This is a genomic window from Caballeronia insecticola, assembly GCF_000402035.1.
Lineage (GTDB): Bacteria > Pseudomonadota > Gammaproteobacteria > Burkholderiales > Burkholderiaceae > Caballeronia > Caballeronia insecticola.
In genome coordinates this window covers 764,234-780,203 of sequence record NC_021289.1, presented here as the reverse complement: position 1 = coordinate 780,203, position 15,970 = coordinate 764,234, and the positions used below count along the sequence as shown (strand labels likewise).

Annotated in this window: 16 protein-coding genes; 6 read left to right on the top strand and 10 right to left on the bottom strand. The window is 67.7% G+C overall.

What is annotated here, in order from left to right:
* The first annotated feature begins 82 nt into the window (after nt 1-82).
* Nucleotides 83-853 (top strand): class I SAM-dependent methyltransferase, encoded by a 771-nt coding sequence (locus BRPE64_RS28195; protein ID WP_051180566.1) that lies wholly within the window; start codon nt 83-85, stop codon nt 851-853.
* On the opposite strand, the gene BRPE64_RS28190 is transcribed toward BRPE64_RS28195, so the two are convergent.
* From BRPE64_RS28190 to BRPE64_RS28145, 10 genes are all read right to left on the bottom strand, one after another.
* Nucleotides 826-1,308, bottom strand: a complete 483-nt coding sequence (locus BRPE64_RS28190) for a hotdog family protein (RefSeq protein ID WP_016348391.1) — start codon at nt 1,306-1,308, stop codon at nt 826-828. The genes BRPE64_RS28195 and BRPE64_RS28190 overlap by 28 nt on opposite strands.
* Nucleotides 1,305-2,102: a beta-ketoacyl synthase chain length factor gene (locus BRPE64_RS28185; RefSeq protein WP_016348390.1), complete on the bottom strand. Its 798-nt coding sequence runs from the start codon at nt 2,100-2,102 to the stop codon at nt 1,305-1,307. Before BRPE64_RS28185 ends, BRPE64_RS28190 begins: the two co-directional genes overlap by 4 nt.
* A complete protein-coding gene (locus BRPE64_RS28180; RefSeq protein ID WP_016348389.1) occupies nt 2,099-3,322 on the bottom strand; it encodes a beta-ketoacyl-[acyl-carrier-protein] synthase family protein in 1,224 nt (407 codons plus the stop codon). Before BRPE64_RS28180 ends, BRPE64_RS28185 begins: the two co-directional genes overlap by 4 nt.
* 80 nt (nt 3,323-3,402) lie before the next feature.
* Complete coding sequence (locus BRPE64_RS28175) at nt 3,403-4,122, bottom strand: class I SAM-dependent methyltransferase (protein ID WP_016348388.1); 720 nt, start codon at nt 4,120-4,122, stop codon at nt 3,403-3,405.
* Nucleotides 4,123-4,944, bottom strand: coding sequence for a polysaccharide deacetylase family protein (locus BRPE64_RS28170; protein ID WP_016348387.1), 822 nt, complete (start codon nt 4,942-4,944; stop codon nt 4,123-4,125). It lies immediately after the preceding gene.
* Entirely contained in the window at nt 4,941-7,358 is a 2,418-nt protein-coding gene (locus tag BRPE64_RS28165; RefSeq protein ID WP_016348386.1) for an MMPL family transporter, read from the bottom strand. The genes BRPE64_RS28170 and BRPE64_RS28165 overlap by 4 nt, the downstream gene beginning before the upstream one ends.
* A gap of 4 nt (nt 7,359-7,362) precedes the next feature.
* Nucleotides 7,363-7,956 (bottom strand): LolA family protein, encoded by a 594-nt coding sequence (locus BRPE64_RS28160; protein WP_016348385.1) that lies wholly within the window; start codon nt 7,954-7,956, stop codon nt 7,363-7,365.
* 4 nt (nt 7,957-7,960) lie between these two features.
* On the bottom strand, nt 7,961-8,938 hold the full coding sequence (locus tag BRPE64_RS28155) for an LpxL/LpxP family acyltransferase (RefSeq protein ID WP_232519354.1): 978 nt from the start codon (nt 8,936-8,938) through the stop codon (nt 7,961-7,963).
* 11 nt (nt 8,939-8,949) lie between these two features.
* On the bottom strand, nt 8,950-10,662 hold the full coding sequence (locus BRPE64_RS28150; RefSeq protein WP_016348383.1) for an AMP-binding protein: 1,713 nt from the start codon (nt 10,660-10,662) through the stop codon (nt 8,950-8,952).
* A 21-nt stretch (nt 10,663-10,683) separates the two neighbouring features.
* A complete protein-coding gene (locus BRPE64_RS28145; RefSeq protein ID WP_016348382.1) occupies nt 10,684-11,337 on the bottom strand; it encodes a COG4648 family protein in 654 nt (217 codons plus the stop codon).
* Between the two features lie 441 nt (nt 11,338-11,778).
* On the opposite strand from BRPE64_RS28145, the gene BRPE64_RS28140 reads away from it, so the two are divergent.
* From BRPE64_RS28140 to BRPE64_RS28120, 5 genes are all read left to right on the top strand, one after another.
* A complete protein-coding gene (locus BRPE64_RS28140) occupies nt 11,779-12,039 on the top strand; it encodes a phosphopantetheine-binding protein (RefSeq protein WP_016348380.1) in 261 nt (86 codons plus the stop codon).
* A 140-nt stretch (nt 12,040-12,179) separates the two neighbouring features.
* Complete coding sequence (fabG, locus tag BRPE64_RS28135; RefSeq protein WP_016348379.1) at nt 12,180-12,896, top strand: 3-oxoacyl-ACP reductase FabG; 717 nt, start codon at nt 12,180-12,182, stop codon at nt 12,894-12,896.
* 31 nt (nt 12,897-12,927) lie between these two features.
* A complete protein-coding gene (locus tag BRPE64_RS28130; RefSeq protein ID WP_016348378.1) occupies nt 12,928-14,256 on the top strand; it encodes an NAD(P)/FAD-dependent oxidoreductase in 1,329 nt (442 codons plus the stop codon).
* Nucleotides 14,257-14,297: 41 nt separating this feature from the next.
* Nucleotides 14,298-15,113: a MipA/OmpV family protein gene (locus tag BRPE64_RS28125; RefSeq protein WP_232519310.1), complete on the top strand. Its 816-nt coding sequence runs from the start codon at nt 14,298-14,300 to the stop codon at nt 15,111-15,113.
* The gene (locus BRPE64_RS28120; protein WP_016348376.1) at nt 15,106-15,915 is read left to right on the top strand and encodes a lysophospholipid acyltransferase family protein; all 810 of its coding nucleotides are present in this window, start codon (nt 15,106-15,108) and stop codon (nt 15,913-15,915) included. The genes BRPE64_RS28125 and BRPE64_RS28120 overlap by 8 nt, the downstream gene beginning before the upstream one ends.
* Nucleotides 15,916-15,970: the final 55 nt, after the last annotated feature.

Below are 15,970 nucleotides of genomic sequence, written 5' to 3'. Positions count from 1 at the left end.
GGCCGAATCGCCCTGCGCCGCCCGACGCTGTGATAAAAACAAGCACAATCACGCACAGCCCGAACACGGACCAGGAGACCCGATGACTTCCCCCCGGCACATGCAGAAAACCCCGCAGGAAGCCCCGCACGAACCGCTCACGTCCTACTATCCCGACGAAACGAAGCGGCGCGTCTGGCTGCGCGGCATGTTCGACCGCACCGCGCCCGACTACGACGCAATCGAACGCGCGATGGCCTTCGGCTCCGGTCCGTGGTATCGGAATCGCGCGTTGCGCTCGGCGGGTCTTGCGCGCGGCATGCGCGTGCTCGATGTCGGCATGGGAACGGGTCTCGTCACGAGGGAAGCGGTGGCGATCACCGGCGACGCTGCGCTCGTCACCGGTGTCGATCCGAGTCCGGGCATGGTCGGAGAGGCGCATCTGCCGGCGGGCGTGGAAACGCGCATCGGCAGCGCGGAGAATCTGCCGTGCGATGACGCCGTCTACGATTTCCTGAGCATGGGTTTCGCGCTGCGCCACGTCGGCGATCTCGCGCAAGTCTTCGACGAATATTTCCGCGTGCTCGCGCCCGGCGGCCGTCTGTGCGTGCTCGAAATCACGCGTCCCGCGCATGGCGCCGGACGCGCCGCGCTGAAGTTCTACATGCGCGGCGTGGTGCCGTTGATCGCACGGATCGTCGGGAAGAAAGAGGAGAGCGTGGAGTTGATGCGCTACTACTGGGACACGATCGAAGCCTGCGTGCCGCCCGACACGGTGCTCGCCGCGATCCGCCGCGCGGGTTTCGTCGACGTGCGCCGCGACGTCGAACTCGGCATCTTTTCCGCTTATTGCGCGACGAAGCCGGCCGGCTGAGCGGCGTCGAGGATCACGGCGGCGCGTCCGCTCAGCAGCGCGCGGCCCGCGCAGCGAACGTCGAAGCGATACAGCACCGTGTTGTCGTCGCCGCCGATGCGTTCGGCTTCGATGTCGAGCGGGGCGTCGAGCGTGTCGAGCCGGTCGATATGCGTCTGCACGCCGCGCACGCTCGTCAGCATGCCCACGCGCGGGCGCGCCTGATCGCCTGCGCCCGAGCCGACCAGCGCCCCATGCACCGCCATCGCCTGCGCCGCGTATTCGATGCCGCAGACCGCCGCGAGCCGTCCCTTCGAGCGCAACGGATTCTCAGCGCAAAGGTGGCTCGTCGCCGTGCAGCGGATGCGCTCCGCGTCCCACGCGACAACGGCGTCGAGCAGACACATCGAGCCGTCGTGCGGAATGCGCGCGGCGATCCAGTCGCGTTCGAGAAACTGGGGCAATGTCGCGGTCATGACGGCTCGACATCCACGGCGAGCCGCGTGTCGTCGAGATAATCGAGCGCCACGTTCGCCGCCCGTCCGCGCGCAATCGCGTCCAGCAAAGGCAGCGCACGCGCCGCCGGATTCGACAGGCGCAGCGCTTCGAGGCCAGTATCGGCGAAGGTGAGCGCGGGCGTATCGACGAGACGCGCCTCGATGCGCGCCAGCGTGCGTGCGCTCGGTTCGGGCGCGAGCACGAGCGCGACGCCGAACGAATCCGCAATCGGGCGCACGCGATGCAATGGCTCCGGATATTCGGTGTCGTAGGCGACGAGCAACGTCGCGACGCCATCGACGCTCACTTGCGCGAGGCTCTCCAGCAAGCCCGCCGCGAAGCTACCGTCATACGCGCACAGCACGTTCGATGCGGCCATCGCGCGCGTCGCGATACTCCAGTAGCCTGCCGGCGCGTTGTGAACCGAGTTGTGAAAGCGGGTGGGCGACAGTTGCGGCTCGTCGCTCGCGAGGGTTTCGCAGATCGCGTGGAAATTGCCGCCGTCGCCGCCCGATGCCGCGAACACGGACGCGAGGGTGGCGGCATCGCGCCCGCTCGCCGCGACCGCTTCGTGCGCGGCGGCGAGCGCGGCGCGCACCACCGGCCCGGTGCGGCGGCGCTCGGCGGACGGCAATCCGGCAGGCGCCGGCAGCACGGTCGGCGCGGCTTCGCGGGCCACGCGTTGCGCGAGCACGTCCGCCGTGTGCGGCCAGTCCGCGAGCCCCGGTCCGATCACGCCGATCCCTTCGATATACGCGCGCAATGGAATCATGCCGATGCCGCTCCCCGCGCCTCACGCGCGCCGCGCCCGAAGACGAGACTGCAGTTCGTGCCGCCGAACCCGAACGAATTCGACAACACCGCGCGCAACGGCGCGTGCCGCGTGGCGATCACGTAATCGAGGCCGAGCGCCGGGTCCGGTTCGCTCGCGTTGACGCCCGCCGGAATCATCTGATGCCTGAGCGCGAGCGCGGCGATCACCGCTTCGAGCGCGCCTGCCGCGCCGAGCGTGTGGCCCGTCGCGCCTTTGGTCGAACTGCACGGCACGCGGTCGAAGACGCTCGTCAGCGCCCGGCTCTCGGCGGCGTCGTTGCTGGGCGTCGCGGTGCCGTGCAGATTCACGTAGCCGATATCGCGCGCATCGAGACCGGCGCTCGCAAGCGCCTGTTGCATCGCCATGCGCGCGCCGAGTCCGTCCGGATGCGGCGACGACATATGATGCGCATCGCTCGATTCGCCGATGCCGAGCAGACGGATCGCGTCGTCGTCATTGGCGTGTTCGGGCGATTCGCGTTCGAGCAGCCCGAACGCCGCTGCCTCGCCGATCGAAATGCCGTCGCGATGAAGATCGAACGGCTTGCACGGCCCCGGCGCGAGCAGTTCGAGCGAATTGAAGCCGTAGAGCGTCGTGAGACACAGCGTATCGACGCCGCCGACCACGGCCACGTCGATGAGACCGGTTTCGAGCATGCGCCGCGCGGAGGCGAACACCTTCGCCCCCGACGAACACGCCGACGACACCGACACCGCCGGTCCGCGCAGCCCGAAATACGCACGCACGAACGCGGCCAGCGAATAGGGATTGTGCGTTGTCGCGTAGTTGAAATCGGCGGGCAGCGCGCCGTTCGCCGCATCGCGGCGCTGGTACGCAAGCTCCGTCTCCAGAATGCCCGCCGTGCTCGTGCCCATGAACACGCCCACGCGTTGCGCGCCATGCCGCGCGATGGCTTCGCGCACGCGCGCCTCGAAGCCGTCTTGCGTCATCGCCATTTGCGCGAGACGGTTGTTGCGGCAGTCGAATTCGGCGAGATCGGCGCGCACGGGCGCGTCCTCGATGCCCGCGACGCGACCTGTGAACGTGCCCAGCGCGGCGCCTTCGAAGTCGCAGGGCGCCAGGCCGGCGCGTCCTTCGGTGAGTGCGGCGAGCGTCGCGTCGAGACCGCGGCCCGCGCAACTCGTGGCGGTGAAATTCGAAAACAGAAGAGGGTTCACTGCGTGCCGATCCTCGAGGTCCGATGGCATTCGATATTCGATGAATTGTAACAAACGAGGTGTTTCCGCCCCGTCGCCGGTCAGGCTGACGGCCGCGCAATCAGCAGACGATTGGCGTCGTGCGCGCCGTGGCCCATCGGCACGAGCGTCACCTGAAAGTGCAGTGCATCGAGCAGCGCCAGCCAGGCCGGTTCGCTGCGGCAGGTGAGGGCGTTGGTGCGCCCGGAACGGGCAACCTGCATGCCGAAGTCGACGGCGCGATCGAGGCCCGCGCGCCAGCCGGCGGCGGCGTCGCTCACGCGCAAGAGCAGCACGCCGTCCGGCGCGAGGCTTTCGCGCACGCGGCGCAGGACGGCTTCCTGTGCGTCGGCGTCGATGTAATGCAGCACATCGCACGCGACGACGACATCCGCCTGCGGAAACGGCACGCGGCGAATATCGTCGCAAATAAGGCTGACCTGCGCCCGATATGCCCGCAACGCAATGCGCGCCCGTTCGACATCGCGCGGCGTCATTTCGATGCCGTGAATCGAGCGCACCGCGGGCGGCGCGGACCAGTGCGCGGGCCATGCGGCGGCGTTGTCGCGATGCCACGCGTGCGCGCCGAGCAGCCACGCGGCCAGCAGTCCTTGCCCGCTGCCGAGATCGAGAATGCGGGCGCCGTCGGGAATCAGGCCGTTCGCCAGAATGTGGGCGAAGAACGGATCGTGACGCAGCTTGCCGAGCGCGAAATGCCACGCGAATCGCCCTGCGGCGCGGTAAGGGCGGCCGGCGGCATCGATGAGCGCGGCCGGAATCATCTAGACGATCGCCTCGCGCAAGGTCACGGTGTGCAATCCGCGCTCGGCGGCCACGCGCAGCACCGTGTCCAGCGCGGCCAGCACGACGGGCGCGCCGTTCGCGTCGCGGGCGGCGTGGCCGTCGTGGAGCAGCAGAATGTCGCGCGGCGCGACGCCGTCCAGCAGACGGCGCGCGACAAGCGCCGCATCGCCGGTGCGCGTATCGAAGCCGCGCCGCGTCCAGCTTGCGAGCTGTAGCCCGAAGCCGCACAGCACGGGTTCGAGAAACGGATTGCGCAGCCCGGCGGGCGCGCGAAAGAACAGCGGCGGCGTGCCCGCGATCTCGCCGAGCGTCGTCTGCGCGGCGTCGATCTCGCGCCGCAACGCGCCCGGACCTTGCAGCGAAAAGTGATGCCGATGCCGCTGGCTATGATTTTCGACCGCGTGTCCGCGCGCGACGATCGCCTCGACGATGCGCGGATGCCGCCGCGCCCGCTCGCCGATACAAAAGAACGTCGCGCGGGCGCGATGCGCATCGAGCAGATCGAGCACGCGTGGCGTGACGTCGGGATCGGGACCGTCATCGATTGTGATCGCGATGCGCGCGCCCGGCTGCTCCGGCAACGTCGTCCAGTTGTGACCGAGCAGCGTGCTGCGCGGCCAGAGCCCCGCCGCCGTCAGCGCCAGATGCGACGCGATCACGCCGCCCGCCGCCCACGGCCACGTCGCGGGCGCGACGGCCAGCGCCGCGAGCGCGCCCGCATGCACGGCCGCCGCGCCGCCGACGAGCGGCGTCGGCCGCCAGCGGCGCGGTTGTCCGGGCGCGGGATGGCGCGCGTTCATCGTGATCGGCCCGGACGCGGCGCGAGAATCGCCGAGAACAGGAGCGCGAGGATCGCGCCGGGGCCGACCGTCAGCCCGAACGTCTTGAGCATCGGCACGCTGGAGAGCGCGAGCAGGCCGAAGCCCAGCACCGTCGCCAGATTCGCGATCGCGAGCGACACGAGCGTTTGCGGCGAAATTGCGTTGACGTCGCCATCGGCGTGCGCGCGATAGTTGAAGAACAGCGCATAGTTCGAGCCGACCGCGACGATCAGCAACATGCCGATCAGATGCAGGATCGTGAGCGACTTGCCCGCGAGCGCAAGCCCCGCGATCACGACGATCACCGCCGCGACCAGCGGCGCGAGCGTGCGCGCCGCGCGCACCGGCGAGCGCAGCGCGAGCACGAGCAGCACGACGATCGCGGCGAAACCGCCGAGCGACAGGCGAATGTCCTCGTGCACGTAGTTCTGATAGAGGCGGTCGGCCTCGGCTTTCATATCGACGAACAGCGCGTCCGGCACATGCGCCGACGCCAGCGCCGCGCGGATTTTCTGCGCCTGCACGTCCGAGCCCGCCGCGGCGCGCAAGGGCAGCATGGCGGTCCAGCGGCCGTCGCGTTGCGTGAGGAGCGAATCGACGGCAAGCGCCATCGACGTGCCTTGCAGATCGGCGCGGCGCAGCGGCGGCTGGGCGCGGGCGGCGTCGACATCGGCGATGAAGGGCGCGAAGACTTCCGGCTTCACGCGGATCGTCTGATCGCGCAGGGCGGCGGCGAGACGCGCACGCAGATCGTCGGCGGCGGGGAGGCTCGCGATGCGCGCACGCTGCGCGGCATCGCTCGGCAGATAGCGCGCCGGGCTTTCGTAACCGGCGATCACGCCCGCGTCGACCAGCGGCTGCAATTGCCGGGCGAGCGCTTCCGCGCGTTCGAGCGCCGCCTGCTCGCTCGCCGCCGACACCACGGCGAGATAACGCACGTCCGGCGCGCCGACGTCCGCGCGCAGGCGTTCGTCGAGATTCTGGCTTGCCTTTGGCACCGGACTCAGCGCGGCCAGTTCCTGACTCCACAGACCGTGCCGCTGCATCAGCAGCACGGCAAGCGCCGCGACCAGCAGCAGCGCGAGCGCCACACGCAGACGCGACGCCCGCGCCGCGAAGCGCGCAAGCACGTTGCCTAAACGCGAGACATCGCGGATCGCGAAGCCTTGCGGCAACAGATGCGGCAGCACGAAACGCGTGACGATGCCCGCCGTCGACAAACCGACGATCGAATACAGCCCGAGTTGCACGAGACCCGGAAAGCCGGAGAAGAGCATCGATGCGAAGCCGCAGATCGACGTCAGCACGCCGAGACGAATCGTCGGCCAGAAGCCCGCGACCCAGTCCTTCAGCGACTGCTTGCGCTGGCCGAAGGTCATGCCCGCCGACTGCACGAAGAGATAGATCGAATAGTCGACGGCCTCGCCGATCAGCGTCGTGCCGAAGCCGAGCGTGAGTCCGTGCACCGTGCCGAACGCGAGGCTCACGGCGGCGACGCCCGCCGCCACGCCCGACAGCACCGGCATCAGCCCGAGCAGCAAGGTCGGCACCGAGCGGTACACCGCGAGCAGCAACACGACGATCAGCGCGATGCTCGCGGCGGACAGCCAGCGCACGTCGCGCGTGATCGTGTCGCGCGTCTCGACGGCGAACACGCCCGGGCCGGTCATCAGCAACCGGTACGGCGACGCGCCCGGCGCCGCCTGCCGGAACGCCTCGCGGATGGCGGCGAGCGCGCTTGCCTGCGCATCGGTGTCGGAGCCGGCGCTCGCGGTCTGCGCGAGCAACACGGCGCGCTTGCCTTCGCGCGATGCCCACACGCCATCGAGCATCGCGGGCTGCGCGCCGCTGTCGAGCTGGCTCACGAGCGCGGTGACTTCGCCGGTCGGATCGTGCGGTAGCAAGTCCTTGGTCATCATGCCGGCGGAGGAGGACAGCAGATCGAGGCTGTCGGCGAGTGCGGACTTGAGGCCCGCTTCGCTGAAACGTTCGGGCGTGACCGCCGGACTCAGCTGGTAGCGATGCTCGTAGACGAAGCGCTCGTCGCGCGCCTGCCCGACCGGTTCGCCGTTGTTGATGGCGGAGAAACGCGTGTCGTTGCGCAGTTGCGCCGCGAGCTTGCGCGATACATCGGCGCGTCCGGCCGCATCGCCGCCATCGATGCCGACGAGAATCAGCCGCGACACCAGCCCGTCGCGCAATTGCTCGACGAGCACGCGCTGCTGCGCGCTCGGCGAGCGCGGCAGAAACGCGGACAGATCGGCAGAAAAGTGCGTGCGCGCGATCACGCCCGCGCACGCCGCCAGAAAGCACAGCCAGGCGATCACGGAGGGCTCGCGAAGTATCCGCAAGGCACGCAGGGCCGCGACGAGACCGCGCTCGCGTGGCGACATCGCGTCAGTGCGACGACGCGTCTTGCAGACGCATCAGCGAACGGTCGCCGTCGGCTTCTTTGATCTCGACGCGCGCGAGCGCAGCGCCCGTGCCGGCGAGCGTGATTTCGCTCACTTTCTTCTGCATGCGCGAATCGATCGGCACGAGCGTGAGCGTCCAGTCGTCGCCGCGGCCGTCGATCGACACCTTGTACGCGCTCTCCAGCGCAAAGCGGTTGCCCGCGAGCGTCGCGCGGATGCTTTCGATAAACGCGCCCAGTTCCGGATAGTTGCGCAGCGGAATGGTGACCTTGCGGCCGTTGCGATCGACGGTGAGCATGTCGCCATCGACGACGAGATTCTCCGGCTTCGGACTGACCGTATGCTTTTCCAGATGATCGGGCGCGACGAACACGAGTTCCCCCGACGACTCAAGCGGCTCCTGCGCGATCTTCAGATAACGCGTCTCGGTGAAGTGCGCGCGGCCTGATTTTTTCGCGCCGAGCGTGTTCATCAGCCGGTCGAGCGTCCAGCCGGAAGCGGGCGCGTCGGCGGCCTGGCTCAGCGACGAAGCGGCGCAGAAAACGACGGCGGCGAACATCGCGGAAAAAACTCGCATAAGCTCAGGAATCCCTCGTGACTTCGCGCAGACGGGCGCTCCGTGCGTTCGATGTGGCGCTCGGCCGCATGTCGCGCGCGGCGTTCGTCTGCCAGAAGTCGAAATAGTTGAACCAGTTGTAGGGCGCCGCGCGGCAGTATTTTTCCAGCAACGCGACATAGCGTGCGAGCGCGGCATCGACGGCGGCGGCGCGTTCGGCGCGGCCTATCTTCGAAAAATCGGCGATTGTCTCGAAGTGAATATCGTAGCGATTGCCGCCGAGATACAGCCCCGTCATGAACACGACCGGACGGCGCAGCACCGCCGCCATATGCAGCGGCCCGAGCGGAAACGCGGCGGGCGTGCCGAGGAAGTCGTGTTCGCGGAGCGCGTCGCCCGCCTGGCGCAGCGTGCGGTCCGCAAGTATGCCGACGAGACTGCCGGCGTCGAGCCGCTCGCGCACCTTGAGCATGGCATCGACCTTGCCGAGACCGATCACATCGTGATGCGCGGCCGGATTGACCGCGGCGAGAATGGCGTTGATCTTGCGCGCGTTTTCCTCGTACATCGTGATCGCGATGCGGATATGCGGCTGCGCCCGGCCGATCGCCCGCACCACTTCGAAGCTGCCGAGATGCGCGCCCATCAGAAACGCGCCGCCGCCGTCCGCCAGCGCCGCCTCGACTTCCTCGACGCCGTGCGTGCGGATATCGAACAGATCGAACCGTTCGTTGAGCAGATAGATGCGGTCGTGAATCGTCGATGCAAACGAGAACACATGACGATAACCGTCGCGCCAGCCCGCATGCCGCCCGAGCGCGCGATTCAGATAACCGCGCGACGCACGCCGCGCCGCCGGCGCGAACAGCACGAAATACGCGGTGATGATGCGCAACAGCACGCGTCCCGCGCGCCGCCCGAAGCGCAGCGACACCCACGTCATGAAGCGCAGCAACGCGAGGTTGCTGCGTTCCTGGCGCTCGGCCCAGTCGTCGCGATTCATGCGCGTCTTGTTCACGATGGCTGCGTGTCCGTAGCAGTCGATGTCGATGTCGATATCGACGATGCCTGCGGCGCCGCGAGCGCGCCGCTCGCCACGGCGCGAGCGCCTGCGCGAATCGTGAAGCGGACCGCGCCGCTCGCCGCCGTTTCGAAGGCGATATCGAGCGTCTCGCCCGGTTGCGCCGGGCTCAGGAATTTCGCCGATTCGATCCGGCACGCGTCGACACTTCGGCCGAGCGCGCCGCCGATGGCGTCGAGCGCGTGATCGAGCAAAACGACGCCCGGCACGATCGGGCGGCCGGGAAAATGCCCCGCCAGCGCGGGATGCTCCGGCGGCACGGTAAAGCTGAGCGCCGCGCGGCGCTTGCGCTCTTCGTCGATCAGCCGCGTCAGCACTTCGCGTGGCAGCTTGCCGGTGGCGTTGCGCGGCAGCGTATCGACGAACAGCAGCGGACGCGGCATGAACGCGGCGTCGATGCGCTCGCGCAGCGCCCGTTGCAAGTCCGCCGCCGCCAGTTCGGGCGCGACGACGAGCGCCATCAGGCGGCGCACGGGTTCGCCTTCGCCGTCGTCCGGTGGGTCGTCGGGCATGTAGAACACGCCATCGATCACGCCCGGCACCGCGTTCAGCTGATGATTCAGGTAAGCGAGCGACGTGCGCTTGCCCGCGATGTTGATGAGATCCGCCTTGCGTCCATGCAGCAAAAAACGCGTTGCGTCGATGAGTTCGAGCGCATCGCCCATCGGCACGGGCATTTCGACGTGGCCGCCCGATGCCCACATCGTCGTATCGCCGGAATCGTCGGCGCGGGGCGTGAGTGCGATGTCGGGGAACAATTCCCACGCGGCGGTGCGCGCGGTGCGGCGCGTCGCGATCTGGCCGGTTTCCGTGCTGCCGTAGATTTCCATGAGCGGTGCGTGCAGACGCTGTTCCGCGTCGAGCGCGAGCTTTTCCGACAGCGGCGCCGTCGCCGACAGCACGAGCGATGCGCGCGGCAACGCTTCTTCGTTGGCGAACAGCGCGCGCAGATGAATCGGCGAACTGACGAGCACGCGCGGCTCCGGCACGGCGGCGAGTTCCGCGCGGATATCGACGGGATAGAACGGCTGGCGGTTGCTGAACGCGAGGCCGCCGAGCAGCGCGAGCAGCACCGTCGATTCGAAGCCGTACATGTGTTGCGGCGGCACGGTGCCGACGAGCGTGGCCGCTTGCCGGTCCAGCAGGCCGAGACGCGCCGCCGCCGCACGCACGTTCTTGACGAGAAAACCCCACGTTTTACGATGCGGCACCGGCACGCCCGTAGAGCCGGATGTAAACACGTAAGCAACGACGCGTGCGCCGTCGATTTGCGGCACGGTCACGTCGGCCGTGCTCGAAAGCGTGGGCGCATTGTCCGGATAACGAACGCGCGGCAGATCGATGGCGCAATCGTCGCTGTCGTGCAGACAGAATGCGTCGGGCGCGAAGGAGGCCAGGGCGCGGACCATTTCGGGCGTGTGCGTCGACGGCAAAAGACTCGTCTTGCCCGCGACGAGCGTCGCGCACAAGCTCACCGTAAAGCGATAGCGATCCGTGCAGACGTTGAACACATGCCCGCCTTCGGGCAATGCCGCGGCCACCCGCTGCACGTCGGCCAGGAAGTCGCGCACGCGGACGGGCGCGCCGTCGCGCCAGGCGAGCGTCTGATCCGGCGACGCATGAAATACGAGCGGAAATGTCGGCATCGGTCGATTAATTGGGCGGAATCACTGCGCGCCGCTTCGGCGCATTTGCATCGAACGGGTGTAGGCGCGGATCGCGTCGAGCGGGCTCGACTGCTCCATGTCCGGCAGCGCGATCCGGCGGCACGCGTACTCGACGACGAACATCAGCCCGACGAGCGGCAACGCAAGATAGTTGGCGAACGTGGACCACGTGACGATCGACGCAAACGCGAACAGCAGCGTCGACACCAGCGCGGTGGCGACGAAGAACATCGTCCATGCGAGCGTCACGCGCCGCGTGTAGCGCACGACGCGCGCTTCGAGCTTGCCGTGGACCATCGCGGCGAATTGCGTACAGAGCGGCTCGCGGCCGGCGGCGAGCGTGCGGCCGAACATCCACGCGAGCGCGAGATTGAAGCCCGCGTGCTCCAGCCAGAGGCCCCAGCCGAAATGCGCGGTGAGCGGCGCGCGCCCGAACCACAAGGCCGCGCAGGCACACGCCCAGAGCGGCAGCAGCCACACGCGCGCGTTCGAGCGCGCGGCGGCGTTCAGCGCGATCAGCAGCAGCGGCACGATGACGAGCGCAAGCCCGAGGCCGTGCGCACCCGGAGTGGACGCGGCGTGATGCGCGGCGCACTGATACGCGACGATCGCCGCGACCGCGCCCGCCGCGCGCAACCGGCGTGCGGCGCTCATTGGCGGACCTCCGCCGTGTGCGAGCAACGCTTCAGGAAAAAAGTACGGGACATGGATTGCGGCTGCGGCGTCTTACGAAACGCTCGGTCGTTGAACAAAAATTCGGCAGTCGCCCGCCTGACGTTTATTTTCTCGCGAGGGTGCGAGCCCGGTCTGTAACCGATTGTTTGCGGCTCTTACATTCGTCAGACGGGCCGATTTTACCCTACGCCCGCCGCCGCCCGGCCCCGCCGCGAGATCACTGATTTTTCTCAATAAAATCGGGCCGGGACACGCCATACGGACGGTTACCTTTCCTACTAGGCGTCCCAAGGGGGTTCGTCTAGAATTTCGCCACTGCAATTATCTCGATAACAGGCTGCCGGCAGCGTGCGGAGAACGCGGGGCGCACATCTTCCGAGCGGCCCTCGCCGCGTGTTTTTGCGCTGGTCTGACCAAACGATGAATGAACTGGAAAGAGAGCTCGCCGAGCTGATCGTCGCCGAATTGAATCTGGAGGATGTCGATCCCCAAGCCGTCTCGGCGGACACGCGCTTGTATGAAGAAGGGTTCGGGCTCGATTCCATCGACATCCTGGAGATCGCGCTGCTGATCTCGAAGAAATACGGGTTCGAGCTGCGCTCGGACAATCCGGACAACCAGAAAATCTTCGCGTCCTTGGGCGCGCTCGCGGCGCATGTTGCCGCGCATCGCACGAAATAGGGCGCGGCGCGGTCTCAGATGCGCGCAGCCGCCGTCACGCGAGTGAAATCCGCCGCATCGAGACTGGATGACGCGTACGCGCGTGCGTGGCGACAGCGGAAACCAACCAGCGGAGTGCAATCGATGACGGAAGCCAGGCCATGCGCGCGCTCGTAACCGGCGGCAGCGGCGCCATTGGACAGGCGGTAAGCCGGACGTTGGCTGCGGCCGGGCACGAAGTCTGGATTCACGCGAATGGCGGCATCGAACGCGCTGAAAGCTGTGTGCAAGCAATTCGCGCGGCGGGCGGTACGGCGCATGCAATCGCCTTCGACGTAACCGATCCCGACGCCACCGAAACCGCGCTCGCGCGCATTCTGGCGGACGGTCCGGTGCAGATTCTCGTGAACAACGCCGGCATCCACGACGACGCGCCGATGGCCGGCATGACGCGCCAGCAATGGCGGCGCGTCATCGACGTCACGCTCGACGGTTTTTTCAACGTGACGCAGCCGCTGCTCATGCCGATGATCCGCACGCGCTGGGGCCGTATCGTCAATATGTCGTCGGTGTCGGGGCTGATGGGCAATCGCGGGCAGGTCAACTATGCGGCCGCGAAGGCCGGGCTGATTGGCGCGACGCGTGCGCTTGCGCAGGAACTGGCCTCGCGCGGCATCACGGTGAACGCCGTGGCGCCCGGCGTGATCGACTCGCCGATGCTTGGCCAGGCCTTTCCGCCCGAGCGCATCAAGCAACTGGTGCCGGCGCAGCGGGCGGGAACGGCGGAGGAAGTCGCGGGCATGGTCGCGTATCTGGTGTCGGATGCGGCCGCCTATGTCACCGGACAGGTCTTGTCCATCAACGGCGGTATCGGCTAACGAGCTGCGCAGGCCATCCGGAGGAGTATCGATGCAGGACAACGCGCAAACCTGGGACGTGGCGGTGATCGGCGGCGGTCCCGCCGGATCGACCGCGGCCACGCTGCTCGCGGATCGCGGTTATCGCGTGCGCGTGCTGGAAAAGGCACGGCATCCGCGCTTTCATATCGGCGAATCGCTGTTGCCAGCCAACTTGCGGCTGTTCGAGAAACTTGGTGTCGCCGACGAAGTGCGCGCCATCGGCATGGTCAAGCTCGCGGCGGAATTCATCTCGCCGCAGCACGGCAACCGCATGCAGCGCTTCCTGTTCGCCGATGCCTGGGACAAGTCGATGCCGAGCGCGTATCAGGTGCGCCGCTCCGAACTCGACGAAATCCTGCTGCGCAACGCCGCGAAGCACGGCGCGCAGGTCAGCGAAGGCTGCCGCGCACGCGATGTCGCTTTCGCGGCGGATGGCGCAAGCGCCACGATCAGCGCCGAACACGACGATGGCCGCATCGAGGAAGTGCGGGCGCGCTTTGTCGTCGATGCTTCGGGGCGCGACACGCTGCTCGCGAATCATTTCAAGACCAAGCGGCGCAACGACCGCCACAATTCGTCGGCGCTGTACGGCCACTTTCGCGACGCGCGGCGCAACGCGGGCGAGAACGAAGGCAACATCACCGTGTTCTGGTTCGAGCACGGCTGGTTCTGGTTCATTCCGCTCGCGGACGGCGCGACGAGCGTCGGCGCGGTCGTGTGGCCGGCGTATCTGAAGCGGCGTCCGAAGGGCACGTCGGTCGAAGCGTTCTTCCGCGAGACCATCGCGTTGTGCGGGCCGCTTGCCGAGCGCCTGAAAGACGCCGAACTGATGAGCGAGGTCCACGCGACCGGCAACTACTCCTACACCGGCGACATGACGCACGGGCGCAATTTTTTGCTGCTCGGCGACGCATTCGCGTTCATCGATCCGGTGTTCTCCTCCGGCGTGATGCTCGCGATGCAGAGCGCGTTCATGGGCGCCGATGCCATCGACACGGCGCTCGCCGATCCCGCGCGTGCCGCCGCCGCGCTCGCGAAGTTCGACCGCGATGTGCGGCACGGTCCGCGCGAGTTCTCGTGGTTCATCTACCGCATGACGTCGCCCACCATGCGCAATCTCTTCATGGGCCCGCGCAATCCGCTGCGCATGAAGGAAGCGCTGTTGTCGCTGCTGGCGGGCGACATCTTCGGCAAGACGCCGATCTGGCATTCGCTGCGCGCGTTCAAGGGCGTGTACTACATCGCGGCGACGCTCGACTGGCGCAATTCGCTGCGCGCGTATCGCTTGCGCCGTCGCAATCTGAGCGAAGCCGAACGCACGGAGTTGCCGGCCAATTGATGACGATGCCTGTGTTTCGCGTGCCGCGCATGGCGCCCCTGATGCTGCTCGCTCTGAGCGGCGCGGCGTGCGCAGACGAAGTGCCGCCGCCGTCCAAACCGCTGTGGGAAGCGGGCGTCGGCATGGGCGTCGCCGCGTTTCCGCACTATCCGGGCTCGGATCAGACGCGCGCGTGGGTTTTTCCGTTTCCGTACATCGTCTACCGGGGCAAGTTTTTTCGCGCCGATCGCGACGGCGTGCGCGGCCAGTTGCTCGACACCGATCGCGTGAACTTCAACATCAGTCTGCTTGGTTCGCTGCCCGTCAGCAGCCGCGACGACAACGCGCGCGCCGGCATGCCCGATCTCAAGCCGACGATCGAAATCGGTCCTTCGGTGGAAGTGCATTTGTGGCGTTCGGCTTCGCGCGACATGCTGGTCGACCTGCGCATGCCGGTGCGGCTCGGCATCACGCTGGAATCGTCGCCGAAGACGGTCGGCTGGCAGTTCACGCCGAACGTCAATCTCGATCTCGTCGATGTCGCGGGCGTGTCGGGTTTGCGCGTCGGCATGCTGGCCGGCCCGATGTTCGCCGACGGCAAGTACAGCGACCACTACTACACGGTCGCGCCGCAATACGCGACGCCCGGCCGCCCCGCGTTCCAGGCGAGCGGCGGCTATGCGGGCGCGCAGAGCCTCGTGTCGATGTCGCGCCGCTTCAGCCGCTACTGGGTCGGCGCGTTCGTGCGCTATGCGAATCTCGCGGGCGCGCATTTCGCCGACAGCCCGCTCGTGCGTCAGAAAAGCGTGCTCTCGGGCGGCGTGGCGGTGGCGTGGGTGTTCGGGCAGTCGTCGAAAATGGTGGCGAGCGATGAGTGACGCGCATCGCAAGATCGGCGGCGCGGGCGACAAATTGTCGGCGGGCGGCGCGCTCGAATCCGCGTGGCAATGCGTGGCGTTCTATTTCTCGCTCGTCGTGCTCGCGCTCGTGTGTCTCGCGTGGTGTCCGTTCGCGTGGCTCTTGCGGCGCGTGCTGTCCGCCGATTCTGGGCGGCGCGTCGGGCGCGGCGTCGTGCAGCGCGTGTGGCACATGTATTTCGCGCTATTGCGCGCGCTCGGCGCGTGCCGCTTCGATCTTTCCGGACTCGATGCGCTCGCCGGCCAGCCCGCGATGATCCTCGCGCCGAATCATCCGTGCCTGCTCGATGCGCTGCTGATCGCGTCGCGCGTGCCCGGCACCTGCTGCGTGATGAAGGGCGATGTCGCCGGCAACGTGTTCCTCGGGCCGGGCGCGCTGCTCGCGGGGTATATCGTCAACGACACGTCTGTCGGGCTGATTCGCGCCGCCGTCGCCGAGTTGCAGCGCGGCAGTCCGCTGCTGCTGTTTCCCGAAGGCACGCGCACCGAGAATGCGTCCGTGAATCCGCTGAAGGGCGGCATCGCGCTGATCGCGGCGCGCGCGCAGGCGCCGGTGCAGACGCTCATCATCGAGACGGATTCGGGCTTTCTCGGCAAAGGCTGGCAAATTTTCCGCAAGCCCGCGCTGCCGATCACCTATCGCGTGACGCTCGGCCGCCGCTTCGCGCCGCCGGGACGCGATCACACCGCGTTGCAGGCGTTCATCGCCGAGTTGCAGCGCTTCTATGCGGGCGAGCTGGAGTCGCATCGGCCGCGCGACTGAAAGCGTCGCCGCCGTCAGCCGTTAAAATTCGTCGCATCTCTTCCGCTTTCTGTCT